We start from the raw sequence: 25,490 nt of genomic DNA, 5'->3' as shown, positions 1-25,490 counted from the left end.
GTCAAGCAAACCTTTAGATGACGAACAAAGCCGAAAACGTTGTTCCCTACAATTCGTCTGAACGTAAAGGCGTTCAGGTAGAGCGTATGTTCGATTCGATAGCGGAAAACTACGACACTCTGAACCATACCCTCTCGATGGGTATTGACAAGGGATGGCGAAAAAAAAGCATTCTTTCGCTGCAAAGCAAAAAACCTGAAAAAATACTTGATATAGCCACCGGAACGGGAGATTTGGCTATACAGGCTTATGCGCTTCTTCAACCCGAAGAAATTGTAGCTATCGACATCTCCGAAGGAATGATGGAGGTGGGTAGAAAAAAAGTAGCTAAATTTGGTCTTTCCGACAAAATTACTTTCCAAAAACAAGATTGCATGGCTCTGGACATTCCGGACAATTCGTTCGATGCCGCAATGGTAGCTTTCGGAGTGCGGAATTTTGAAAACCTAAACAAAGGCTTGCAGGAAATACTTCGTGTATTGAAACCCGGCGGACAATTAATGATTCTGGAGCTTACAACTCCTCAATACTTCCCTTTAAAGCAAGGCTATTGGCTCTATTCAAAACTTTTCATCCCAACAATAGGGCGATTGATATCGAAAGACAGAACCGCATACAAATATCTCCCTGAGTCTATTCAGGCTTTCATACAGGGCAAAGAGATGGTGGATACACTCACAAAAAATGGTTTCCGAAACGCAAAACACAAAACTTATACTTTCGGCATCTGCACTATGTATCTGGGTGAAAAATGAGGATTTTTCCCCTACAACTTATCTATACAACCCTTTTTCAATAATAAAATCATATACATCAGTTGGCAGGAAAACCCTCATATCCTTTCCGTTAACTATATTCTCACGAATAAAGGTCGAGGATATTTCTACGATTGGAGAGTCAAGCGCCTCTACCCGATTGCGGAATTTAGGCATAATGGAAATACGGGAACCCAAACGGGGATAAACATATATTTTATAGTTTTCTACAATACTTTGATAATCTTTCCATTGGTCAAAAACGCTCCAATTATCGGCTCCGATCAACAAAGAAAACCGATGTTGAGGATACGCTTCTCGCAAAGCATCTAAAGTTTGGATGGTATAAGATGGCCTTGACAAATTGAACTCAAAATCACTGGCTTTCAGCTTATCATAACCCCGCAAAGCCATTTTTGCCATTTCGTATCTAAGCGACTCATTCAAAAGATCAATACTGTCTTTCAATGGATTATGAGGTGTTACGAGATACCAAACCTCGTCAATCTCAGTAAATTCCGTAACAAAATTTCCCAAGATAAGATGTCCTATATGTATAGGGTTGAACGACCCCGAAAATATTGCGATGTTCATCTCTTTAAAAATTCAGAAACAACTGATAAAGCCTCCGCCTTTGCCTGATCTAAGTTGTCATTCAGAATAACAACGTCAAATTGCGGAGCGAAAGTCATTTCATATTCAGCCTTTTCGATGCGTGCCTGAATAACCTCAGGCGAATCTGTTCCTCTGTTCACAAGGCGTCTTTCCAATTCTTCAATAGACGGGGGTTGGATAAATACGGAAAGAGCTTCGTCTCCGTAAAATGCTTTTATACCGCATCCTCCTACAACATCTACATCGAAAATAACGTTTCCTCCATTACTCACAATACGTTCTATCTCCGATTTCAAAGTTCCGTAGAAACGATCGGGATAAACTTCTTCATATTCAAGAAATTCCTCATTATCAATTCGTTCCCTGAATTCTTCCGGAGTAAGAAAATAATATTCAACCCCATCTTTCTCGCAGCCTCTGGGCAAACGGCTTGTTGCAGAAATAGAAAAATGAAGGTTTAAGTTTTGCTTCAATAAATAATTTACTACAGTTGACTTACCTGAACCCGATGGCGCAGAAAAAATGACAAGTTTTCCCATTTAATCTTATAAATGTATTAATTAATCGTTATTTTTTGTGCAAAAATAAGAAAATATAACCAAAAGAGTTCTGATGTTTTTCATATTATTCGATAATCAGAAAAAAAGGGTAACATTCAATATCGTCTCGAAAGTTACCCTTTATCATTTCATCAAATTATAAGGACAATTTATTTAAATAGCCCCTGTTTCTCGTAGCACATTATTTGTTTTCCTTACAGCAAGTGCTGATGCTTCAAATTTAGCCTTTTCGTCGGCTGTTAATTTCAGGTCTATGATTTTTTCCCAACCTTTACGGCCTAAAACAACAGGAACGCCTATGCAAATGTCTTCTTGTCCGTATTCGCCTTCCAACATAATGCTACATGGCATAACTCGTTTCTGATCGTGAAGAATAGATTCTACCACATAGGCTCCGGCCGCTCCGGGTGCATACCATGCCGAAGTTCCCAACAACCCTGTCAAAGTAGCGCCACCAACCATAGTATCGGCTGCAACTTTCTCTATTGTTTCTTGCGTCAACAGTTCCGACACCGGAATTCCTTTATAGTTAGCCAAGCGTGTTACCGGTATCATGGTAGTATCGCCATGTCCACCAATAACCATACCTTCCACCTCATTTGCATTTACTCCTAATGCTTCGCTCAGGTAGTACTTGAAACGTGAACTATCTAAAGCTCCACCCATACCGATGATACGGTGCTTTGGCAAGCCGGTTACTTTTGCAGTCAAGTATGTCATTGTATCCATCGGGTTGGAAATCATCACCAAAATAGCATCGGGAGAATATTTCAGGATGTTTTCAACCACAGATTTTACAATACCCGCATTTACACCGATCAACTCTTCACGAGTCATTCCCGGTTTACGGGGTATACCTGAAGTGACTACCACAACATCCGAATTTGCTGTTGCTGCATAATCATTTGTAACTCCTTTTATGCGTGAATCGAAACCTAACAATTGAATTGTCTGGTTCATATCCATCGCCTTTCCTTCCGATACGCCTTCTTTCACATCCAGCATTACCACTTCGTCTGCTATTTCCTTAAATGCAAGAACATTGGCACATGTTGCACCCACATTTCCTGCACCAACAACAGTTACTTTCGACATAATAGTTAATTTATTTAGTTTATAATTTAGTGACTACATTCAGTATACTCATATTCCCGAAAAGACTGATATAATGATCAAATTATCATTGATACAGCCTCCAATATCAGAGTAACAAAAGTAGGTGCTTATTCTTAAATAAAGAAAGTTTTAATTGTATAAATTCAATCTATTTATTAAAAAAATTGAAAGCCAAAAGGTGTTTTACGGCTTATCTGATAAAAAGGTTTTATATTTGTTCTTATATAAGTACACAATGTTAAACGAATTTGGGTAATGGAAGAGAAAAAAAACAATAAATTAAAATATGTTCTAATTGTTGCCATCATCTTGCTTTTGGCCGGATTGGGGGTTGCCGCGTACTTCATTCTCCAACAAAAGACACAACTGGAAGAGAATCAGGAAATAATTGAATTTTCGAGGCAACAGATCGAGGATGAGTATAAAAACCTTGATGCAGAATATGAAGAGCTGAAAATCGATATACGAAACGACTCTCTGCTTCATCAACTTGAAAATGAACAGACTAAGGTTCAACGATTGATGGAAGAGATAAAAAAACTTGAGGCAACCAAATCGTCCGATGCTAAAGAAATAAAAAGACTTAAGGATGAGTTAACTACACTTCGATCGGTACTGAGATCGTATGTTGCACAAATAGATTCCCTGAATAGAATCAATCAGCAACTGACACAGGAAAAACTTGAAATAACGAACAAATATCAGGAAACAAGCCGTGCACTGAATCAGGTATCGCAAGAAAAGTCGAACCTGTCGGAGAAAGTAACCCTTGCAGCCAAGTTGGATGCCACAAATATCTCGGTAAGAGCAACAAACGCAAAGGGAAAAGACCAGAAAAACATAAAGAAAATTGAGCAATTTGTTGTTTCATTCCTCATCACAAAAAACATTACCGCAGAACCGGGAGAAAGAAACATATATGTGAGAATTATGAAACCCGACGATAGTGTGTTGACCAAAAGTGCATCAAATACATTTGCTTACGAAAACAGACAGGTAAATTATTCGATGAAAAGACTGGTAGAATATACGGGTGAGGAAACCTCTGTTGTAATGTATTGGAAGGTTGAAGAATTTTTAATGCCCGGAACCTATCGTGTCGATATTTTTGCAGACGGTAACAGGATTGGTTCTTCAAGATTTACGCTTTCAGATTAAGATAAGTATAAAAAAAGGTTTGCGACCTAAATCCATATAACTATGATACTAAAAGCATTCAGATACAAAAGGCTTGAGGGTCAGCCTAAAGAGTGGTCGATTGAAGACCGGAACGATGATTTTGTTCAATTCGGAAATATCAATCTGATTGTAGGCAAAAACGCCGCCGGAAAGAGCCGAACTCTAGGGGTAATCAGAGAGATTGCCGAACTTCTGGCATTGGATAAAAAAATTGAAAAGATTCCTTTCAATGATAGTTTCTATCATTTGGTTTTTGATAACGACGGAGATAAAAACGAGTACATCCTGCATGTAAAGGACAGTGTTGTTATTGAGGAACAGATACTTATCAATAAAGAATGTAAATTCGACAGAAAAAAACGCAAAATATATTCGGAAGAAAAAAACGGATTTATAGATTTCGATGAAAATGACAACAAACTTGTCGTATCCAATCATACCAATCCCGAATTTCCCTACTTAGGCAGTTTTTACCTTTGGGGATATTCGCTGCAAAAAGCCAATTTCACCAATCAGGTCGAGAAAAAGAGACTGGCAAACAGCATGGACGAACTGGATAAAAATGTGGAACATACATTGCCCAATCGCAAAGATGTGCTGAACATGGTATATGCCGCAAAAAAAATGTATGGCAAGAATTTCGACCAGAAAATAATCGAAGACATGAAGTTTCTGGACTATCCTATCGACTCCATTGGCATTCAAGAGAGCACGAAAGGCATTGGAATTTATGTGAAAGAGCTTGATCTTGAGGAAAAAACAGGACAGTTGGAAATGTCGCAGGGAATGTTCAGGGCATTGACGTTTATCGTTCAACTAAATATGGCTCTACTCAACAATGTTTCTTTCTGCGTTTTGATTGACGATTTGGGCGAAGGATTGGATTTTGATCGTTCGAAGGGACTGATCGACCTGATTATAAAGAAATTGAAAGATTCGAAAATTCAGGTAATTTTCACCACCAACGATCGTTATATTATGAACGCCATTCCTCTTGAATATTGGTCTGTAATAGAGCGTAAGCCAAATAAAGCGATATTTTATAACTACTACAACTCGAAACAAAACTTTGACGATTTCAAGTATACCGGAATGAGTAACTTCGACTTTCTGGCATCTCAATTTTATATGAACGGATTTTCGATAGATCAGGAAGATTAAGATGAAAAAGATTGCAATATTTGTAGAAGGACAAACTGAGCAGATTTTCGTAACCAGCCTTGTGGAAGAGGCTCTGGGACGAGACAATGTGTCCATCATCCTGAAACGGTCGAGAGGTGGCTCCAGCGTGCCCAGATACGAAATTGCAAAAAAGAAAAACATCCCTCTGAACCCCAAATACACAGCTTTGATTTACGACTGCGGAGCCGACAACAGGGTAAAATCGGAAGTGATGGAAAATGTCGGTTCTCTTGCTAATTCGGGTTACAGCTACATTATCGGGATGCGTGACCTCTACCCCTTACCCACAGAAGATTTGCAACGGTTGGAGCATGGCTTGAAGTTTATTCCTAAGAAGTTCCATAAATATCACGAAGAAATAGACTTCATTGTTGTGGTTCAAGAAATTGAAACTTGGTTTCTTGCCGAATCAAACCACTTGCAAAAGGTAGATAAAAGGCTGACTAGTCATTTCATTAAACGTCATTTAGGCTTCGACCCTTATCACGAAAATGCAATGAAAAGGAAGCATCCGTCTCAGGATTTAGATAGAATATACCGCCTTGTTGGACGCAATTATTCGAAAAAATACTGGCAAGTTCAAAAACTGGTGCACAAACTCGATTTCAACAATCTGGAAAACAATGTCAGATACGATATTCCCGCCCTCAATCATTTGTTGTCGATTTTGGACAAAATGAGAATGTCGAAATAAAAAAAACCTGACTTACAAAAGATTAAGCCAGGATTTCCATTTCTCTTATATAATATCGTTAATATTCGGCAGGTAGTGATTCCAGTTCCACTTTCGAGAACACAGGACCGTCTTTACAGACATATTTATTACCGACATTGCAACGCCCACACTTCCCTACCCCACACTTCATGCGGTTTTCGAGAGTTGTGTAGATATTCTCCGATTTAAAACCGAGCTTTTCAAGTACAGGAAAAGTAAACTTTATCATTACGGGAGGCCCGCAAACAATTGCAATCGTATTTTCGGGAGAAGGGTTCATTTTTTCCAATACGGAAGGAACAAAGCCAACCTCTCCTTTCCAGTCGGGAGTTTCGCCACCCGGGTCAACGGTTGTTACCAGTTTCACGTCAGGCATTTCGTCCCACTCTTTCAATTCGTGCTTATAAACCAGATCGGCAACCGATTTTGCACCATAAAGGATGCTAATATCCTTGAAATTTTCGCGTGTATCCAAGGCATTCCAAATCACGCAACGCATAGGAGGCAAGGCGATACCACCGGCTATGAATAGCAAGTTTTTTCCTTTCCATTCATCAATCGGAAACGTATTTCCATAAGGGCCTCTGAAACCCATCGTGTCTCCTTCTTCCAATTTAGCCAAAGCCGAAGTAACCCGCCCTGCTTCACGGAAAGTACATTCCACATAGCCTTTACGGGTTGGTGAGGAAGCTATACAAAAAGTACACTCCCCTTCGCCAAAAGCCGAGTATTCGGCAAATTGTCCTGCTTTGAAACTAAAATTTTTCTCGTCTTCTTCATCCTTAAATTTCAATCTCAGAGTTTTCACACCCGGAGCCTCTTGAGTTATTTTCTCAACAGTCATTAAATAAGGAAGATATATATTTTTTTCAGTCATCAGTTATCAGTTATCGGTTAACACTTATTTTTCTACATTTTCCAATTTACTAATTGAGCTAAGATGCTCCGCAATATTCATATCCACCGGACAAGCCCTTGAACAGCGTCCACAACCCGTACAGCCTCTTACCGAAAGGCGTTCGGGCATATACGAAAATTTGTGCAACAAACGTTGCCTCCATCTCTGGCTCTGCACTTCACGAGGATTGTGCCCCGATGTATGAACAGTAAACAGGGAGAATCCGCAAGAATCCCAACAGCGAAGCCGGCTTCCTTTACTGCCCTTATTGTCTTCCTGAATGTCGAAACAAGCACATGTAGGACAAACAAATGCACAAGCTCCACAGCCAAGACAACGAGCCGATTGCTGTTTCCAGACCTCGCTTTCGAACATATTGGATATTCGCTGTTGCAGTTCTTCCAAACCGAACTTTTGAGGAACGTTGGCTAAAAATTCTTCCTTGTTTACCTCCGGTGCTGCGTCAAATAGATTTTCATATTTAGATACGAGTTCCTTGCCCTTATCGGTTACCACTTCAACCAAATAACCGTCTTTAATCTTTGTAAGAAGAATATCGCTGCCCTCGGTATTTCCGGGACTTCCGTTCACTGACGTACAAAAACACGCCTCGTCGCACTGCGAACAGCTTAAGGCAATCAGCGTGGTACGTTTCATCCTTTCGTTGAAAGGCGTATCGGGTGTACCCCAATTGAAAATATTTGATAACGGGCGAAATCCGGCTGCATCACAAGGATGCAAACCAAAAACAACTGTTTCGGGAATCACGCTCGAATCGTAATCTTGCAGAGAAACATCCCCCTTATTCTTTGTGTAGGAAAATAGTTTTTCGGTGCGAGGAAATGCAATTGCTTTAGCCGATTGTGTTGTTTGAATATGCTCCATCGAAATTTCGCCGACCGATTTTATATGCTTAAAATCCGTCTTATCGCCCTTTGCCACAGGTGCATAAATATGTTTGCCCTCATCATTGAGTTTGCTCAACCACGTTTTTAATGAGTCTTGGGATATATATTTTCTTTCCATAACTTCTTACAATATAAAGTTTTCTTTGTCATCCGGTTTAAATGTAGAAAGCACATTTCCTTGCTCGTTCGATTCACCGAAATTAGCTGCAACTGTTTTCGTCATCATATGAGTCAGCAAATGAATCGGGATTCCGATAGGACAAGCCGCGCCACACGATCCACAGTCGGAACAACGCCCGGCCATGTGCATCACACGGTTTATTTGCCATTCCATATTGCCCTGCGTCGAAATCCAAGGCTGTATCCATTGCGGGCGATTCACCTCAATGATACATTTTGTACAATAACACATCGGGCAAGCTGCACGGCAAGCATAACATTTGAAGCATTTGGATAATTCGTCTGACCAAAACTGCCAACGTTCAGCCTGAGACATTTCAGACAATTCTTTCAACAATTCATCATCTTTTTGTTTCGATGGGGCTTTCGCTTCGCTCAAATATGTTCTTATTTCGTCCAATCCTTTAAACTCCAGAATAGAACCATCTTCTTTCATTCCTAAAACGATAAGAAGATCTTCTTTCAGTTGGTTTTCGTCGAACAATTGCGAAATACTTTTCAATGCAAAATAGGATGCAGAAATACCAACCCGTTTTCCTCCGACTAAATCTTTACGGGTAAGATAAACTGCCAGATTTCCTTGACACTTATCGTTAAACACAAGATTATCTGCATCTTGCGCCGAATAAGCAAAATATGGACGAGGGTTTCGTGTTCCTTCTTCGTAACCGATGAAAATGTCTATCAGGTCTTTTTCAAAAAGCTCTTTTACTTTACTGTTCAGTTCAGCCATGTTTCACCTCCTCTTCTTTATTTCGAGCCAATTCTTTCGTCAACTCTTCTTCGTTCGCTTCCAAAAAATTAGCCGCCCTACGATATTCCATGTAAGGACCCAGTTCCCGAATGTTCGTAACTGTCTTATTCACAATATCTGCCCATTTAGCTCCCTCGGCAGCCGATACCCACGAAAATTGAATACGATTGATATCAATTCCCATAAAATCGAGCAGACTTCGGAAGAGTATCCAACGGCGACGGGCATGGAAATTTCCTGATGTATAGTGACAGTCATTGGGATGGCAACCCGAAACGATGATACCATCCGCACCATTTGCAAATGCTTTCAGCAACAGCATAAAGTCGATACGCCCCGTACATGGGAAGCGTACAATCTTCACATTCGAAGCATATTTTATGCGGCTGGTTCCCGTCAGGTCGGCTCCGGCATACGTACACCAGTTGCACACGAAAGCTACTACTTTTGGTTCAAATTCGTTATTCATAAACCCCTCCAATCCTCCCCAAAAGGGAGGTTTTTATTTTGTTTTATATATAATAATTTCACTTTTTCCACTTAAACCAGAGATATAATCCCCTTCATTTGGAGATTTAAGGGGTGTTCAAAACAGCCAATACTTCGGCATACATTTGCTCGTTAGAGAAACCTTGAATGTCAATCGACTTAGATCGACAGAAGGAAACACAAGTTCCACAACCCTGACACAGTCCCGGATTCACTCTGGCAACTGTCTTTATCACTTCTCCGGCTCTGTTCTTCACCTCTTCCCGCTCAATTGCCTGATAAGGACATGCCGTCTGGCACATAAAACATCCTACACAAGTAGATACATCGTGCGAGGCTATCCTGTTTACCACAGCCACCAAAGGCTCGCGAGTCAGTTCGTCTTTCGAGAACAACCCAATCACTTTAGCCGCAGCACCGGAAGCCGTTGCCACCGTATCGGGAATATCTTTCGGAGCCTGACATGCACCACACAAATAGATACCTGCCGTATTTGTCTCTACCGGCTTCAATTTGGGATGAGCCTCCGCAAAGAATTTATATGGGTCGTACGATACGTGCATTTTTTGAGCTAATTCTTCTGCCCCGCAATTTGCAACACCCGCACTAGCAAGAACAACCATATCTGCTTCTATTTCAACAGGTTTTGCGCCCAACAACGTATCCACTCCTTTTACTATCAGTTTTCCGTCTTTCTCATAGATACGTGCAACACGTCCACGAACATAGTTTGCTCCGTCTTCTTCTATCGCACGACGAACAAACTCTTCATAGTTCTTTCCTCCTGCACGAATATCCATATAGAAAACTGTGGATTCTCCACCATGCACTTTATGTTGATAAAGCATAGCATGTTTGGCAGTATACATACAACATATTTTAGAACAATATGGAATACCTTTAGCCGGGTCACGAGAACCTGCACAAGCTATAAACACCACTTTCTGAGGCACTTTACCATCTGATGGACGGCGAATTTCGCCTAAGGTTGGTCCTGATGCAGATGCAAGCCTTTCGAACTGAAGACCTGTGATCACATCCTTAAACTGACCATATCCATATTCCGGGAAGAAATCAGGTTTCAGCACATTAAAGCCTGTTGCTAAAACAATTGCTCCGACATTTTCCGTTACAAATTCGTCCGGTTTGTCAAATTCAATTGCTCCCGTAGGACATACTTTTTCGCAAATCTTACATTTGCCGTTCTTATAATAGTTACAATTCTCTTTATCAATCACAGGCTTATTCGGAACAGCCTGAGGGAAAGGCGTATAGATAGCCGTACGCATACCCAATCCTTCGTTAAATTCACTGGGGATCTTCTTCTTCGGGCATTTGTTGTAACAAGCACCGCAACCCGTACATGCTTTAGGGTCAACGCTTTTCGCTTTCAGGCGGATTGTTGCCTTAAAGTTTCCGATGAAACCATCAAGGCTTTCCAATTCGGCATAGTTATAAAGTGTAATGTTCGGATGCTGAGCCACTTCCACCATTCGAGGCGTTAAGATACATTGAGAGCAGTCGAGTGTTGGGAATGTTTCGGATAGTTGAGACATGTGCCCTCCTATCGAAGCCTCTTTCTCAACCAGAATAACCTGATGACCGGCATTCGCAATATCCAAACTTGCCTGAATTCCGGCAATACCACCTCCAATAACCAATGCTTTCTTCGAAACGGGAACTTTTATCTCGTTCAAAGGCTTGTTCAGTTTGGTCTTTTCAACCAACATGCGAACAAGATCAATAGCTTTTTCGGTGGTTTGGTCATTTTTTTCGTGCACCCACGAACAATGCTCGCGCAGGTTTGTCATTTCGCACATAAAAGGATTCAATCCCGCTTCGGCACAAGCTTTTCTGAATGTTGGCTCGTGCATACGTGGCGAGCAGGCAGCTACCACAACCCCTGTCAAACCCTTTTCTTTTATTGCCTCTTTTATAATCGTCTGACCCGGATCGGAACACATATACTTATAGTCGAGACTCACTTCAACGCCTGTTAACTTGGCAGCCTCTTCCGCAACTTTCTTACAATCGACAGTCGCACTGATGTTCTCACCACAATGGCAAACAAATACTCCTATTTTTGACATATTCTTTCTCTGTTTAAAATATTAAGCGAACGTTGGTGCTACAAACAGTTTTTTCAAGCCTAAATCTTCTCTACTCACACCAACCGCCAAACCTATTGCCTGCGTTATATACATTGCAGGTATGTCTATCTTGGTTTTCAAATAACTATTAATATGAGGACGACGCATATCCAGATTCGACTGGCACATCGGGCAAGCTACAATAATAGCTTGCGCACCTCTGTCGTAAGCATCTTTTACTATTTTACCCGAAAGTTTGCCCACGATATCAGTCCGTGAAACAGAAAATCCTGCTCCGCAACACTCTGTCTTATAACCCCAATCCATCGAATCTGCCCCAATTTTTTTCATCAGAATATCCATCGACTGAGGGTCTTCCAAACGGTCAAATTTCAATACATCATGAGGACGGACAAGCAAACAACCATAATAGCATACCACTTTGTGATTGAATGGTTTAACAACTTTTCCCTCTATCTTACCAGCAATATACCTGTCGATAAACTGCATGACATTCAGAATCTCAAGATTTCCGCTAAGAGGCATTTCAAGAATTTCCTCTACTCTATTTTTCAGATCCTGATTCTCGTTCAATTCATGCTGAGTAACACTCAAACGATTGTAGCAGGCTGCGCATGGCACAACAATCTCCTTCAGACCATCTTTCTCTGCCAGTGCCAATACTCTGGCAGGCAGGGCTGTTGCCAATTCATGATTAAGATTGTGAGCGGCAGTTGCACCACAGCAATTCCAATCGGTAATTTCTACCAAATCAATATCGAAAGCCTTTGCTAAAGCCAATGTAGATTGGGCATATTCGGAAGAAGTTCCTTTCAGGGAACACCCCGGGTAGAATCCTATTTTCATTGTTCTATATTGTTAATCAATCGGTTCTAACAACCGACCTCGTTTTTTTAGTTGTAAGTAGTTGTAGGTCTGAGGCCTTTATTTATCTTCTTTTTTAGTTTTATCGAAGATCTCTTTTATTTGTTTCCGCCCCTCTATCCTTTCGGGTAGAATAGGTAGTTTGCCTTTCATAAACATACTTGGCGCAACATTCAAATCTTGCAGTAAATTAAACGTACGCATCTTATATCCTGCCACAAGACCGATCTCATACGAACGCCCCGTGAAACGGATAGGATCGAGAAATGATTTATGAAAAGAGACTATATTTTTTGCTTTCTTACTCACCATTTTCTTCTGTAAAGACTGTTCACGCATATAATCCATCAATCGAGGAATATCAATTTGCATGGGACAGCGAGTCACACAATTCTGACAAGTAATACACAACCATATAGACTCCGACTGTAATACACTTTTGTAGTTTTCGTCGTCGTTAGTTTGCAGCATACGCATTACCATACTAGGCGGATAATCCATCTCGTCAGTCACGGCACAACCTGCGGAACATTTTCCACACTGATAGCAACGATTGACATTTATCCCTGTATGCTCTTTAATTTCGGATATGTAGCCTTGTTTTTCCATATCTGAAGACAGTTTTGGTATTTTATTGATTTAGTTGATCTTATCTAGATATGCTATCTTTAAATATCAAAACATACACAAATTGAAATGTAGAGATAGCAATTCAGCACAAATATAGATAGTTTATCAGTAATAGTCAGCCTCTATAATATGTTTTAAAACATATTTATCAGTTTCAAGATTTTCGATTTTTCTAAAGATAATAAAATAATATGAGGTAGCTAATTATTTAATAATTAATTTTTTAAGATGAAACTTTTTTTAGGAATAGTTAAATAAAATATTTCCTCACAATCTGTAAATTGCTTTTTTTGATTGCAGAGGCGATTCTCTCAGGTCTGTAAAATAAAAGTAGGGACGCAAAATTTCACACCCCTACTTTCGATGATGTTCCAAAAGTAAGATTGCACTATCAAAGTGTTACTGATTTTTGTCATTAAGTCACCTTCGCTCCTCGAACGTTGTTTCTGAGTGCAACGAAGAATCTGTACTTTCTAAAAACAGATCCTTCACTTTGTTCAGGATGACAAAAAGACATTGAAATTTACTTTTGACACAGCCCCCCTACATTCTCAAATAAAATAAACCAACGATATCAACTACCTCTTGGCATCATATATATCTTTAGTCACTAATTCGTTAAATAGCTTGGCTAGTTTATCCGTAACAGCTTCTGCAATCATCTTTCCTTTTTCGGCAGTCGACTTATGAGGGTTACCTATTCCCGTATCGACCGAAACTTTTGACCAATTGCGAGGAATCCAGGCTACGCCCTCATTCAACGATTCTACGGCAAACGGTTTCCCTTCACCATTGCCTGCCAATTCCATTTTCACCAGTTCGGGATAATAATGCAACATGACGGATGTTTCCAATTCTCCCGCATGATCGTCTCTGAATTTCAGATATTTATTCTGCGGCTCTATCGTAAACCAATCGGAAACGGCTATCAGCATTTCAGGGTAATTGACATTCAAATCCCTTATCATCGGCTTAAAGCTATTCCCTCCATGCCCATTCACAATTATAAGAGTCTTTATACCCTGATAATTCAACGACTCCACAATATCGGAAAGTATATGTTTTTGTGTTTCGTAACGAGTATGCAAACAAAATGGAAGTTCACGCTGTCCCGGATTTTGCGATCCTAAAGGGATGGGAGGCAAAACCATTCCCAGAACATTGTATCTATCGTATGCTTTTCCGACCGAATCGACCGCAATAGCATGTGCAAGATAACAATCCGTAAGATAAGGCAAATGATAGTTGTGAGGTTCGGTAGCACCCCAGGGAAGCACTGCGTAAGAGTACGATTTATCTTTGATGTTGCCATACACCTCCCTTTGAAGATTTATGGCAATGTTTCTATCTAACATAATAATTTCTAAAGTTTTAATCTCAAATTTACACAATATATTTATATTAATAACCAGCACAATACAAAAAAAAGAATCCCGACCGATTCATAAAATCAGTCGGGATATCTTTCAGTAAATAAGTAAAGAGGTTATTCTACACCACCTCCAAGTGCTTTATATAAATCGACAGTAGACTGCAACTGTTGCAACTTATCAGAAACTCGTCCTAGCTGAGCTTGCAACAAAGATTGCTCGGCTGTGATAACTTCTATATAGTTGGCCTCTCCGGCTTTCAACAACAATTGGGTATATTCTACCGATTTTTCAAGAGATTCGACCTGCTTGTCACGGAACTCGTTTTTTCGCATCGATGTTTCGTAAGTATACATAATGTCCGATACCTCCTGACCTGCTGTAAGGACAGTTTTTTCGAATGTCAGTAATGCTATTTGCTGTTCAGCTTTCTGTATCTTCAAATTTGCTTTCAATTGATTTCCTGCAAATAAAGGTTGTGTTAAACCTCCGATCAAACTAGCTAAGATATTTTCAGGTTGGAAAAACTTAGATAAAGTATTTGATCCATAACCGATCATACCACTAGTAAGCTTAATAGATGGATATAAACTTGCTTGTGCTGCTACTGCCAACTCGAAAGCAGAACGCATACCCAGTTCGGCACTTTTTACATCAGGGCGACGGGCTAGCATTTGAACAGGCAGTCCAACTTTCAACTCTTGAGGTACAACCTGATCTGCCAACGAACCTCTTGTTATTGGTCCGGGTTTCCTTCCTAGCATTGTACTGATAGAATTTTCCAATTGTTTAATACTATTTTCCAAATCGGGGATACTTACCTCAGTGTTGTATAAAGTTGCTTTTGTTTGCTCAACTGCAGCTCCGTTTTGCATTCCGGCTTTCATCAATTCGTCCATGGTAGTAACCATTTCCCTCAACAAAACTATGGCTTCTTTCGATACTCTCAATTGTTCGTCCAACGAAAGCAATGTGTAATAAGATGTGGCAACACCCGAAATCAGATTGGTTTGCACCAGATTCCGGTATTCCTGACTCGACAAGAACTGCGCAAATGCAGCTTTCTTTTGCCGGCTCATTTTGCCCCACAAATCCAGTTCCCATGTAGTAACCAACCCTAAGCTATAAGCATTGCTATAATCCTTGAGCACATCTCCACTTCTACTATTTCTATTATGCTCTACTTGCGCACCTAAAGCTACGGTAGGGAAAAAAGCAGCTTTTGCTATACTCAAATTTGCTCCAGCTTGTTCGAGACGAGAGCCTGCAATTTTCAGGTCAAAGTTATTCTCCAAACATTCGTCTATCAATGCTTGCAACAAAGGGTCCTTGAAATATTCTCTCCAAGGAATGCTGGCAATCGTAGTTGTATCTGTCGGATTCATATCGCGATACATATTCTCAGTATCAACTTCCGGAGCCTTGTATGATTTTGTGATATTACAGGATTGAAGCCCTATTGAGAGTATAACTCCCAATAGAACATATCCTTTTATATTTTTACTACTCATAAGTTCTTATTTCTTATTTATAAACTCATCATTTGAGTTGATTAAACCTGATTTACTAATCTTATCTTGCAAAGATTGGAATATGATATACAATGACGGGATCACCAATACCCCAATCATGGTTCCGATAAACATACCACCAACTGCACTAATACCAATAGACCTGTTACCTATGGCTCCCGCACCCGATGCAAACATAAGAGGTAATAGTCCGGCAATAAATGCAAACGATGTCATCAAGATAGGACGAAGACGGGCTACAGCTCCGTTTACAGCGGCTTCTACAATACTCATACCCTGCTGACGACGTTGTATCGCATATTCTACAATCAAAATTGCATTCTTTGCCAAAAGACCAATCAACATGATCATAGAAATCTGTACATAAATATTGTTTACAATACCCTGCGATACACCGAATATCATTAAGAAAATGAATACTCCGGCCAAACCAACAGGCAATGAGAACAATACCGCCAATGGTATGATATAACTTTCGTACAAAGCACACAACAACAGATAGACGAAGATGATACAGATTCCGAAAATCAAGATAGTTTGACTTCCACTACCTGCCTCTTCACGGGTCATACCACCAAACTCGTAAGTATACCCATCAGGGAAGATTGTCTTATCCTGATACATTTCGTCTATAACCCTGAGAACGTCTCCCGTACTATAACCTTCCAGCATATTAGGAATGATAGTCACGTCCATTGACGAGTACATATTGAAACGGCTCAATGTTGGAGGCGCACTTATATCCGAAATGCGGATAAATTCAGTAATCGGAGCCATCTCTCCACTTGCGGTTTGAACAAATAATCCGTTCAGATCTTCCAGTTTACTTCTATACTCCGGTGCTGCTTGTACCATCACACGGAACTGCTTTCCATACAAGTTGAAGGTTGACACATACGAACTACCGACATATACCTGTATGGTATTCATCACCTGCGATAGTGTAAGTCCCGCAGCCTTAATTTTTGGTATATCCGCTTCTATTTCTTTTTGAGGGAAGCTTGGGTTGAAGTTGGTCATTGCCATCATAACTTCTTCTCTCTTACCTATTTTAGCTAAGAAATTCTGAGTTACGCCATAAAACTTGTTGATATCTCCACCCATACGGTCTTGCAACTGCATATCTACTCCGGCTCCCAATCCAAACCCTTGAAGCGTTGGTGTTGGGTTGAAGAAGAATGTCGCTTCTTTAATACCGCTTGTTTTCTCTTTCAACAGAGCAGCCACTTCATTGGTCGATAACTCACGATCGTTCCAAGGCTTCATCTTCACAATCAGAGTACCATACGAACTACCCATACCTGCCATGAAGTTTACCCCTGTAATATTAGTCACAGCTTGCACCCCGTCTATACTCTGAGCCAGCTTAACAACTTCTCCCACAATAGAGTCCGTTCTTTCGAGCGAAGCTCCCGCAGGAAGGGTTACGAAACCAATTACACCTCCACTATCTTCATTCGGAACAAATCCTGTTGGAAGAAACTTCATCAAACCAACAAATATAACCGAGGCCACAGCTATTATTGCAACCGTAATCCAACGATGTCCTTTTTTTCCTAAAAATTGCAATGAAGATTTGTATTTCTGCGTTGCACTATTAAACATTACGTTGAACGAATAATAGAAACGTTGCATGAAACTCTTCTTTTGATGCGATTCGTCGTGAGGTTTCAAGAACAATGCACAAAGAGCAGGACTCAAGGTCAAGGCGTTCACCGCCGAGATAAGAATCGAGATTGACAGTGTCAAACCAAACTGTTTAAAGAATATACCCGAAGTTCCTCCAATGAAGCTGACAGGAATAAATACGGCCGACATAACCAGCGTGATGGAAACAATTGCCGGGGCAATTTCCTTCATAGCTGTCATTGTAGCCACCTTCGGATCTTTCTCTCCTGCGTCCAACTGGGCATGGACAGCCTCGACGACGACTATGGCGTCGTCCACAACAATACCGATAGCCAGTACCAGCGCAAACAATGTCAACAGGTTTATAGAGAACCCAAACACCTGCAAGAAGAAGAAAGTTCCCACAATAGCAACAGGCACTGCAATGGCCGGAATAATTGTTGAACGGATGTCTTGCAAGAACACGAACACAACTATAAACACAAGCACAAAGGCTTCTAACAGTGTGTGGATAACTTTTTCAATAGATGCATCCAAGAACTCACTGGAGTCCATCATATAGTTAATTTCAACACCTTTAGGAAATTCCTTTTCTGCTGCAATCAGAACAGCTTTTACGTTATTAATAACTTCTTGGGCATTAGACCCCGCCGTTTGGCTAATAGCGATAAACACCGCCTCGTTCATATTGGTCTGAGAAACCACACTGTAGTTCAAAGAACCTAGTTCTACTTTGGCAACATCCTTCACCCGAAGTATTTGCCCGTCTTGAGAACGAACAATAATATTTCCGAACTGCTCGGCCGATTTCAGTTTTCCGGTATATCTCATCGTATACTGGAACGATTGATCGCTGTTTTGCCCCAATTCACCCGGTGCAGCCTCAATATTCTGATCTTGCAATGCTCCTACAACCTCTTGCGGCGATATTTTGTACGAAGCCATAGCATCCGGCTTCAACCACACACGCATAGAGTAGTCTCTTGCTCCGTAAACGGCAGCCTCACCCACACCATACACACGCTTAATCTGCGGCAAGATGTTGATGTTGGCATAGTTTTGTAGAAATTCCCCATCATAGTCTGGGTTATCTGTTGTCAGCGTCAACCCCAACAAAGTACTGTTTTGCTGTTTAGCCACAGTAACCCCCACTTGCGTCACTTCCGACGGAAGCAATGGAGTTGCACGGGCAACCAGATTTTGTACGTTTACGGCAGCAATATCCGGATTAACTCCTTGTTTAAAGTATATCCTTATAGATGCCTGACCATTACTGGCAGACGAGGTCATATATGTCATACCTTCCACACCATTGATCTGTTCTTCGAGAGGTATTACCACACTATTCATCACCACATCAGCGTTGGCTCCCGTATAATATGCTTGAACCTGTACCGTTGGCGGTGCAATATCGGGGTATTGTTCTACCGGCAAGGTTGCCAAACCGATTATACCTAACACCACGAAGATGATAGAAATAACGGTGGATAGTACAGGTCTTTCTATAAATGTTTTTAGCATTGTATTCTATATTTTATTTAATATAATTTTTCTATTTTTTCACTCTGATTTTCTTTCCGTCAGCCATAGTCACCATACCTTCCGAAACAATTCTGTCGCCGGCTTTCAGACCGTCAGTCACTACGTAGTTTTTCCCATCAGGAGTTGGCAACACACTGATTATTGTCTGCACGGCCATTGTATCGCCCTGAACTTTATAGGCCAGATATTTATCTTGCTGAGTTTTGGTTACACTCTGAGGAATAATAATAGCATTATCCATATATCTCGGAATTATTAGGTTTCCGCTGAATCCACTTCTCAACAAACCGCCTCTATTTGGAAATTCGGCTCTGAAATTCACCGAACCTGTTGCAGAATTTACCAATCCGGCAATTGTTTCGATTTTTCCTTTTTCTTCGTAAATTGTTCCATCTGCCAGTTTCAACGTTACAGCCGGCATATTTTTAATCTTTTCGGACTGAGTGCTACCATCCAAACTATTCAAAAGACTAACCAATTCTTTCTCATTTAAAGAAAAATATGCGAATACATTGCTTGTGTTAGCTACTGTTGTCAACACATTTCCATTGTTAACCAAACTACCCTGGCGATACGAAATAGTACCAACAACACCATCGACCGGACTTGTTACATTTGCCCACGAACGCGACGCTCTTGCATTGTCCAGTGAAGCCTGAGCCTGAGCTTTTGATGCTAAAGCGGTTTGATACGAGTCTTCTGCTGTTTGCAACTGAACGGAACTAACTATTCCTTTTTCTGCCAACGGACGAATCCTATCTACATTTGTTTTTGCAGTATTTACCTGAGCGTTAGCACTATTCACAGCAGCTTCGGCAGTTTTCACTGCTTGTTCCGTTGTTGGCGAATCTATTGTAAACAAAAGTTGTCCACGTCTAACCGCAGAACCTTCGTCCACAAATATTTGCTTGATAAAACCATCAACCCGTGGCCTGATCTCAATATCTTCCTGGCCTTTTATTGTAGCAGGATATACCGATTCTAACTGAGTGTTTTGTTCTTGCAAAACAATCGTTTCATATTCTTGCGGAGTATTGTCTTCTTCTCCAAACCCCATTTTACTTCCTCCACCGCACGATGCCAGTAATAAAACTGAAAGAAAGCTCACACTTAAAATTCTAAAATTCATACCCTTTACTTATTATTTTGATTAACTTAAAAATTTTTCAACTTGTTTATTGTATCCAATAATATTCTCAACTGAGTTCTTAGAGCTTCTTTATCTATATTTTGATAAACCAATTCTTGACCGGACTTCACTTTCTCTATTGCTTTCTCGAAAAGTTTATATCCTTCTTTGGTCAGTTCTATTGATCGAGCTCTGGTGTCCATCTCACTTTTTTTTCTTATTATCAACCTCTTTTTTTCCAAATTACGCAAAATTGTGGATGTTGTCATCGGGTCGATATTGGTTTCTTGTGATAAAAAAATCTGGGTGATTTCTTCTTCTTTTTTTTCAGACAAATGATATATTGCTCCTAATATTTCTATTTGTGAACTAGTGAGGCCAAATTCATCTAAAATTTTCTGACGGCCCCTTTGCCACACCTTAGTTATCTGCCAAATTAAATAACCTATTTCATTTTCAGTACTTTCGTGATTACAAATCTTCCTCATTAATAAATTATGTAAATAAAAAATGCCCACAAAAGTAATAAGTACTCTTATAATAAGTACACTTACAAATGTTTTAAACTGTTAAATTAACTTTTTTTATCATGCACAATCTCTGATTGGGCAACCTACTTTTTCATAAATTCTTTACTATATGTATACTTAGATACCTTATTCCTTGTAAGAAATTTAATACAAAAATATAAACTCTAAAATAGGTTGACAATAGTAAATAGACGAATAGCAGTTTTTTGTCGATAAAAAAGACCGATTCAGCAATTTTATTAAAATAGATTAACGAAATTTGTTCAAATGAAAGATAACTTAATGAATAATCATTCACATTTCTTAGTGGTAAAAACTATACCTTAACCAATTATATAACCATTTTTCTCTATAAAAGTTTTCCAAAAACCAAGATCATATCTATACCAGGCATGACAGCCAAATGGCAACCGACAATTATTCAGTTCGTAGCACAATGCAGGATTCATATCGAAGGAAAAGTTCAATGCTTTTTTATAACCCGGAATACGTATATTATGAAAATACCTGTTTACTTCGCAACCCCAGAAAACATCTTCGGCATACAGATAGTTTCCGTTCGAATTCCGGTATTGATCTATTCTTTTGTTCTTTTCAAACCTGCGAATTATTTCACAACATTTTTCAACCTTTCGCAAGGATAAGCCTCCATTTCCAACTTTATAAAATCCGATGGATATAGCATTGCTTTTGTTTGTATATCGCCGATACAATGCTTTGAGAGTATACCTTATTCTGTTTTTCAAGGTCCACCACGCCCGTCTGTCGTTGTGCAACCAAGGAGCTCCTACATAGTCATAACCTTTTTCAATCCATTCTTTCAATTCATCCCTGAAGACAAAACAATCTAATTGATAAATTAAAATATATTCCGAATCGAGAAAACGCTTATAAAAATCAAGGCTCAACATCAATTTATTGTACCCATCTATACCCTCGAAGTAAGAACTATCGAAATATTCAAACTCTATGACACAATTATTTGCCTCTGCAATAGATTGATAAGAAGATACATCCAGCTTTTCATTGCAAACCAATGTTACTTTATGTTCTCCAAGAATTCTTAAAGCCTGATTGAATGATATTTTTTCATATTCACTCAACTCAGCCTTGTATACGGGTATTACAATCGTTACTGGAGGCATATCCCCTACTCTATTTCTTAGTCTTTTATTTCAACTTTTATGTTCAATTCGTCCAGTTGCTCCTGATCTATAACGGATGGCGCATCAATCATAACATCACGGCCCGAATTATTTTTAGGGAAAGCAATGCAATCGCGAATTGAGTCCAAACCTGCAAATAACGAAACCAATCGGTCTAGTCCAAATGCCAATCCTGCATGAGGAGGTGCACCATATTTAAAGGCATTCAATAAAAATCCGAACTGAGCCTGCGCTTTTTCTTCGGTGAAACCTAGCACTTCAAACATTTTTCCCTGCAACTCGCTATTGTATATACGCACCGAGCCGCCACCAACTTCTACACCATTGATTACCATATCGTAAGCATTTGCCCTTACGGCTCCCGGATTTGAATCCAACAAAGCGATATCTTCTTCTTTAGGACTTGTAAATGGGTGATGTTTTGCAAAATACCTATCCAATTCTTCGTCTTTCTCCAATAGAGGGAAGTCCACAACCCAAAGGCAATTAAACACATCTTTGTTTCTCAATCCCAATTGTTCTCCAACTTCCAAACGCAATTCGCACAACTGTTTTTGGGCTTTCTCAGTTTCTCCGCAGATAATCAGAATTAAATCTCCCGGTTCTGCCTGACAGCGTTCTGCCCACTTCTTCAAATCTTCTTGATTATAGAATTTATCGACCGACGATTTCAGAGTACCATCCATTTCGCAACGAACATAAACCAAGCCTTTTGCCCCTATTTGCGGACGCTTAACAAAATCGGTAAGTCCGTCCAATTGCTTTCGGGTATATGATGCCGCACCTTTGGCACAAATTGCTCCTACATATTCTGAACTGTCAAATACAACAAAATCTTTTCCTGTTGTCAAATCTTTCAATTCAACAAACTTCATTTCGAAACGAGTATCAGGCTTGTCCGATCCATAATATTTCATAGCGTCGGCATAAGTTATGCGAGGAAAATCGGGGATATCAATGCCTTTAATCACTTTAAACAGATGCTTAGTCAAACCTTCAAATGTATTTATCACATCTTCTTGATTTACAAAAGACATTTCACAATCTATTTGAGTAAATTCAGGCTGACGGTCGGCTCTCAGGTCTTCATCCCTGAAACATTTCACAATTTGAAAATAACGATCAAATCCTGATACCATCAACAACTGCTTAAATAATTGCGGCGATTGCGGCAATGCATAAAATTCCCCCGGATTCATACGTGACGGTACAATAAAATCACGTGCACCTTCCGGTGTAGAGCCGATAAGAATAGGCGTCTCAACTTCCAGAAAATTTAATTTATCCAAATAACTGCGTGTTTCGAACGCTATTTTATGCCGCAACTCAAGATTGTTACGAACAGGCGTCCGACGCAAATCCAGATAACGGTATTTCATACGGATATCATCTCCACCGTCCGTATCATCTTCGATGGTGAAAGGTGGGAGTTCCGACTTATTCAATATAGTCAGTTTTTTTACTAATATTTCAATCTCGCCGGTTGGCAAATTATTGTTTTTACTAGAACGTTCTTGTACTAAGCCTGTAATCTGAATCACAAATTCACGTCCCAGCTTATTAGCCTCTTCGTATAGAGTTTCGTTTTCTTCCTTGTAAAAAGCCAACTGAGTAATACCATATCTATCTCGAAGATCTACAAATGTAATACCACCACCTAGTTTTCGTGATTTTTGCACCCACCCAGCAAGAGTTATTTCCTTATTAACATCTTTCAGTCTCAATTCTCCACAGTTATGATCTCTATACATAGTTTTACAATTTTAACAAACCCTATTATTCTTCTATTATTGAGACACAAAATTAAGGAAATTCTTTCTTGAAACGCTATTTTTGAGAAAAAATAGTAAAATTTATTTTGTGATTTAAAATTAAGTCTTACCTTTGCAACGCATTTGAGAAATCAAGCACGGGATGTAGCGCAGTCCGGTTAGCGCACCTGCTTTGGGAGCAGGGGGTCCCAGGTTCGAATCCTGGTATCCCGACGATAAAAGAAAGCAATCATTTGAATATCAGATGGTTGCTTTTTCTTTTCTCTGTATTCTTCTCTGTTATCCCTAATTTTGGTTATATTTATATGGATCAGCCCGAAAAGTTGTGGAGTTAGAAAAAAGAGAGTAGCTTTGCTTTATGGAAACAGGCTACGAACTATTATTACCCGATGGTATACTGACTTATTTTGAAGTAACCCATGCCGAACGCACCTCTACAGCTATCTTAATCTATTTGGATGAGAAGGATTTATCGGAAGAAGAGCGTAAAGGCAAACACCTTCAATCCAAAGGTTTTTACCCACCCGCATCGATACACGACTTTCCCCTTCGAGGGAAAAGTTTAATACTTCACGTCCGTCGCCGTCGCTGGCAGGATATGGACACTGGCAATCCGTATATGCGTGATTGGGAAGTAGTAGCAAAAGGCACTCGTCTAACCGAAGAGTTTGCCTCTTTTTTAAAAGGAACACCTGGATAATACTCCCGTTAGTTGTAGTACATTAGCTAAGTTTTATGGTTTAAACGCACAAAGACTGGAAGAGTGGTATCGTATCTATTTGTCTGGCTTTCTTGAATGGTCGGAGCGTGAACACGCAGACAAATGGCTGTTGTTTCCCGAGAATATAAGCCCTTACCTAAGTATAGATGAGACTTCTTTGAGTGATGATGAACTCTATACAATCATAACCAACAAAGAAGCTAAAGGTAGGAAAGGTTCTATTGTCTCCATAGTACGAGGAACAAAAGCTGAAGATGTTATTGAAGTCTTATTAAGGATTAAAGACAGATTACGGCATAAGGTAAAAGAAGTCACTTTGGATATGGCAGCCAATATGGGAGTAATCGTGACTCGTTGTTTTCCAAAAGCCTCGCAGGTAACAGACCGCTTCCATGTACAAAAGTTAGCCTGTGATGCTCTGCAGGATATGCGGATAGCTTTTCGTTGGAAAGCCATTGAACAGGAAAATAAAGAGATAGCCCTGGCCAAAGAGAATAAGGAATCGTATGTGCCATTGATCCTTGAAAATGGGGATACACATCGTCAACTTCTTATACGCAGTCGTTATTTATTGTTTAAAAATGAAGACAAATGGACTCCCCGACAGAGACAAAGAGCTGAAATACTATTTCACTATTATCCAACATTAGAAGTCGCCTATAAACTAACAATGCAACTAAAAAGTATCTATCATACCACCAAGGATAAAAAAGTAGCCCTCACCCGTTTAGCGCGCTGGTATAATGCCATTGAGGAGTCAGGCTTTGAGCATTTTGGAACGGTGATGCGCTCTGTGCAAGCACACTACAAAACCATATTAAACTTCTTTGATAGAAGAGCTACCAATGCTTCGGCTGAATCTTTTAATGCTAAAATTAAAGCCTTCAGAGCTACACTAAGAGGAGTAAACCATATTCCATACTTTTTATTTAGACTCAAAAATATTTATGCTTAACTCCACAACTTTTCGGGCTGATCCCTAATTTGCTTTTGTACAACGCTTTAACGTTGCACTCACCCCACCACAAAGCATAAAAAAACAGAACTTGTAATAAGCTCTGTTTTAATAAATTATCCAATTTTGCGGAGAGAGAGGGATTCTTTTTTATAAACAACATTCCCTGTATTGATGCAGTTTTTCTG

Annotated in this window: 23 protein-coding genes and 1 tRNA gene; 7 read left to right on the top strand and 17 right to left on the bottom strand. The window is 39.8% G+C overall.

Annotated elements, in window-relative coordinates; all coding sequences use genetic code 11:
* Positions 1-17: 17 nt before the first annotated feature.
* Complete coding sequence (gene ubiE, locus D0T56_RS09360; protein WP_163319883.1) at positions 18-755, top strand: bifunctional demethylmenaquinone methyltransferase/2-methoxy-6-polyprenyl-1,4-benzoquinol methylase UbiE; 738 nt, start codon at positions 18-20, stop codon at positions 753-755.
* 18 nt (positions 756-773) lie between these two features.
* Here the strand turns inward: ubiE and nadD are convergent, their stop codons facing one another.
* The 3 genes from nadD to mdh all read right to left on the bottom strand — a co-directional run bounded on the left by nadD (position 774) and on the right by mdh (position 3,025).
* Entirely contained in the window at positions 774-1,349 is a 576-nt protein-coding gene (nadD, locus tag D0T56_RS09355) for a nicotinate (nicotinamide) nucleotide adenylyltransferase (RefSeq protein ID WP_163319882.1), read from the bottom strand.
* Entirely contained in the window at positions 1,346-1,909 is a 564-nt protein-coding gene (gmk, locus tag D0T56_RS09350; protein WP_163319881.1) for a guanylate kinase, read from the bottom strand. Before gmk ends, nadD begins: the two co-directional genes overlap by 4 nt.
* A 174-nt stretch (positions 1,910-2,083) precedes the next feature.
* Positions 2,084-3,025, bottom strand: a complete 942-nt coding sequence (gene mdh / locus D0T56_RS09345) for a malate dehydrogenase (protein WP_163319880.1) — start codon at positions 3,023-3,025, stop codon at positions 2,084-2,086.
* 276 nt (positions 3,026-3,301) lie between these two features.
* Between mdh and D0T56_RS09340 the strand changes: the two genes are divergently transcribed.
* The 3 genes from D0T56_RS09340 to D0T56_RS09330 are packed head-to-tail and all read left to right on the top strand — an operon-like array spanning position 3,302 to position 6,101.
* The gene (locus D0T56_RS09340) at positions 3,302-4,204 is read left to right on the top strand and encodes a hypothetical protein (protein WP_163319879.1); all 903 of its coding nucleotides are present in this window, start codon (positions 3,302-3,304) and stop codon (positions 4,202-4,204) included.
* 42 nt (positions 4,205-4,246) lie between these two features.
* Positions 4,247-5,386 (top strand): ATP/GTP-binding protein, encoded by a 1,140-nt coding sequence (locus D0T56_RS09335; RefSeq protein ID WP_163319878.1) that lies wholly within the window; start codon positions 4,247-4,249, stop codon positions 5,384-5,386.
* A gap of 1 nt (position 5,387) precedes the next feature.
* Complete coding sequence (locus D0T56_RS09330) at positions 5,388-6,101, top strand: DUF4276 family protein (RefSeq protein ID WP_163319877.1); 714 nt, start codon at positions 5,388-5,390, stop codon at positions 6,099-6,101.
* A 58-nt stretch (positions 6,102-6,159) separates the two neighbouring features.
* Here the strand turns inward: D0T56_RS09330 and D0T56_RS09325 are convergent, their stop codons facing one another.
* The 14 genes from D0T56_RS09325 to aspS all read right to left on the bottom strand — a co-directional run bounded on the left by D0T56_RS09325 (position 6,160) and on the right by aspS (position 23,605).
* Positions 6,160-7,002, bottom strand: coding sequence for an FAD/NAD(P)-binding protein (locus D0T56_RS09325; protein ID WP_163319953.1), 843 nt, complete (start codon positions 7,000-7,002; stop codon positions 6,160-6,162).
* 21 nt (positions 7,003-7,023) lie between these two features.
* The gene (locus D0T56_RS09320) at positions 7,024-8,046 is read right to left on the bottom strand and encodes a 4Fe-4S dicluster domain-containing protein (protein ID WP_163319876.1); all 1,023 of its coding nucleotides are present in this window, start codon (positions 8,044-8,046) and stop codon (positions 7,024-7,026) included.
* Positions 8,047-8,052: 6 nt separating this feature from the next.
* Positions 8,053-8,841 carry a 4Fe-4S dicluster domain-containing protein gene (locus D0T56_RS09315; protein ID WP_163319875.1) on the bottom strand — a complete coding sequence of 263 codons (789 nt, stop codon included), beginning with the start codon at positions 8,839-8,841 and terminating at the stop codon, positions 8,053-8,055.
* A complete protein-coding gene (locus tag D0T56_RS09310) occupies positions 8,834-9,331 on the bottom strand; it encodes a hydrogenase iron-sulfur subunit (protein WP_163319874.1) in 498 nt (165 codons plus the stop codon). Before D0T56_RS09310 ends, D0T56_RS09315 begins: the two co-directional genes overlap by 8 nt.
* A 106-nt stretch (positions 9,332-9,437) precedes the next feature.
* Positions 9,438-11,441: a CoB--CoM heterodisulfide reductase iron-sulfur subunit A family protein gene (locus D0T56_RS09305; protein ID WP_163319873.1), complete on the bottom strand. Its 2,004-nt coding sequence runs from the start codon at positions 11,439-11,441 to the stop codon at positions 9,438-9,440.
* A 21-nt stretch (positions 11,442-11,462) separates the two neighbouring features.
* Complete coding sequence (locus D0T56_RS09300) at positions 11,463-12,308, bottom strand: CoB--CoM heterodisulfide reductase iron-sulfur subunit B family protein (protein WP_163319872.1); 846 nt, start codon at positions 12,306-12,308, stop codon at positions 11,463-11,465.
* Positions 12,309-12,386: 78 nt separating this feature from the next.
* Entirely contained in the window at positions 12,387-12,935 is a 549-nt protein-coding gene (locus tag D0T56_RS09295) for a 4Fe-4S dicluster domain-containing protein (protein WP_163319871.1), read from the bottom strand.
* A 599-nt stretch (positions 12,936-13,534) separates the two neighbouring features.
* The gene (locus tag D0T56_RS09290) at positions 13,535-14,311 is read right to left on the bottom strand and encodes a creatininase family protein (RefSeq protein ID WP_163319870.1); all 777 of its coding nucleotides are present in this window, start codon (positions 14,309-14,311) and stop codon (positions 13,535-13,537) included.
* 131 nt (positions 14,312-14,442) lie between these two features.
* Positions 14,443-15,837 (bottom strand): efflux transporter outer membrane subunit, encoded by a 1,395-nt coding sequence (locus D0T56_RS09285; RefSeq protein WP_163319869.1) that lies wholly within the window; start codon positions 15,835-15,837, stop codon positions 14,443-14,445.
* Between the two features lie 6 nt (positions 15,838-15,843).
* Positions 15,844-19,008, bottom strand: coding sequence for an efflux RND transporter permease subunit (locus D0T56_RS09280; RefSeq protein WP_163319868.1), 3,165 nt, complete (start codon positions 19,006-19,008; stop codon positions 15,844-15,846).
* Between the two features lie 31 nt (positions 19,009-19,039).
* Positions 19,040-20,158 (bottom strand): efflux RND transporter periplasmic adaptor subunit, encoded by a 1,119-nt coding sequence (locus D0T56_RS09275; protein WP_163319867.1) that lies wholly within the window; start codon positions 20,156-20,158, stop codon positions 19,040-19,042.
* 26 nt (positions 20,159-20,184) lie between these two features.
* Positions 20,185-20,646: a MarR family winged helix-turn-helix transcriptional regulator gene (locus D0T56_RS09270; protein WP_163319866.1), complete on the bottom strand. Its 462-nt coding sequence runs from the start codon at positions 20,644-20,646 to the stop codon at positions 20,185-20,187.
* 365 nt (positions 20,647-21,011) lie between these two features.
* Complete coding sequence (locus tag D0T56_RS09265; protein WP_163319865.1) at positions 21,012-21,833, bottom strand: DUF5672 family protein; 822 nt, start codon at positions 21,831-21,833, stop codon at positions 21,012-21,014.
* 17 nt (positions 21,834-21,850) lie between these two features.
* On the bottom strand, positions 21,851-23,605 hold the full coding sequence (aspS, locus tag D0T56_RS09260) for an aspartate--tRNA ligase (protein ID WP_163319864.1): 1,755 nt from the start codon (positions 23,603-23,605) through the stop codon (positions 21,851-21,853).
* A gap of 159 nt (positions 23,606-23,764) precedes the next feature.
* Between aspS and D0T56_RS09255 the strand changes: the two genes are divergently transcribed.
* The 3 genes from D0T56_RS09255 to D0T56_RS09245 all read left to right on the top strand — a co-directional run bounded on the left by D0T56_RS09255 (position 23,765) and on the right by D0T56_RS09245 (position 25,302).
* A tRNA-Pro gene (locus tag D0T56_RS09255) sits at positions 23,765-23,839 on the top strand.
* Between the two features lie 145 nt (positions 23,840-23,984).
* Positions 23,985-24,326, top strand: a complete 342-nt coding sequence (locus D0T56_RS09250) for a transposase (protein WP_163319863.1) — start codon at positions 23,985-23,987, stop codon at positions 24,324-24,326.
* The gene (locus D0T56_RS09245; protein ID WP_163319952.1) at positions 24,319-25,302 is read left to right on the top strand and encodes a transposase; all 984 of its coding nucleotides are present in this window, start codon (positions 24,319-24,321) and stop codon (positions 25,300-25,302) included. The genes D0T56_RS09250 and D0T56_RS09245 overlap by 8 nt, the downstream gene beginning before the upstream one ends.
* Positions 25,303-25,490 lie beyond the last annotated feature (188 nt).

The organism is Dysgonomonas sp. 520 (assembly GCF_010501095.1).
In the GTDB taxonomy this organism is placed as follows: Bacteria; Bacteroidota; Bacteroidia; order Bacteroidales; family Dysgonomonadaceae; genus QVMP01.
The sequence above is the reverse complement of the archived record's forward strand: the minus strand, read 5'-3'. Positions and strand labels throughout refer to the sequence as shown.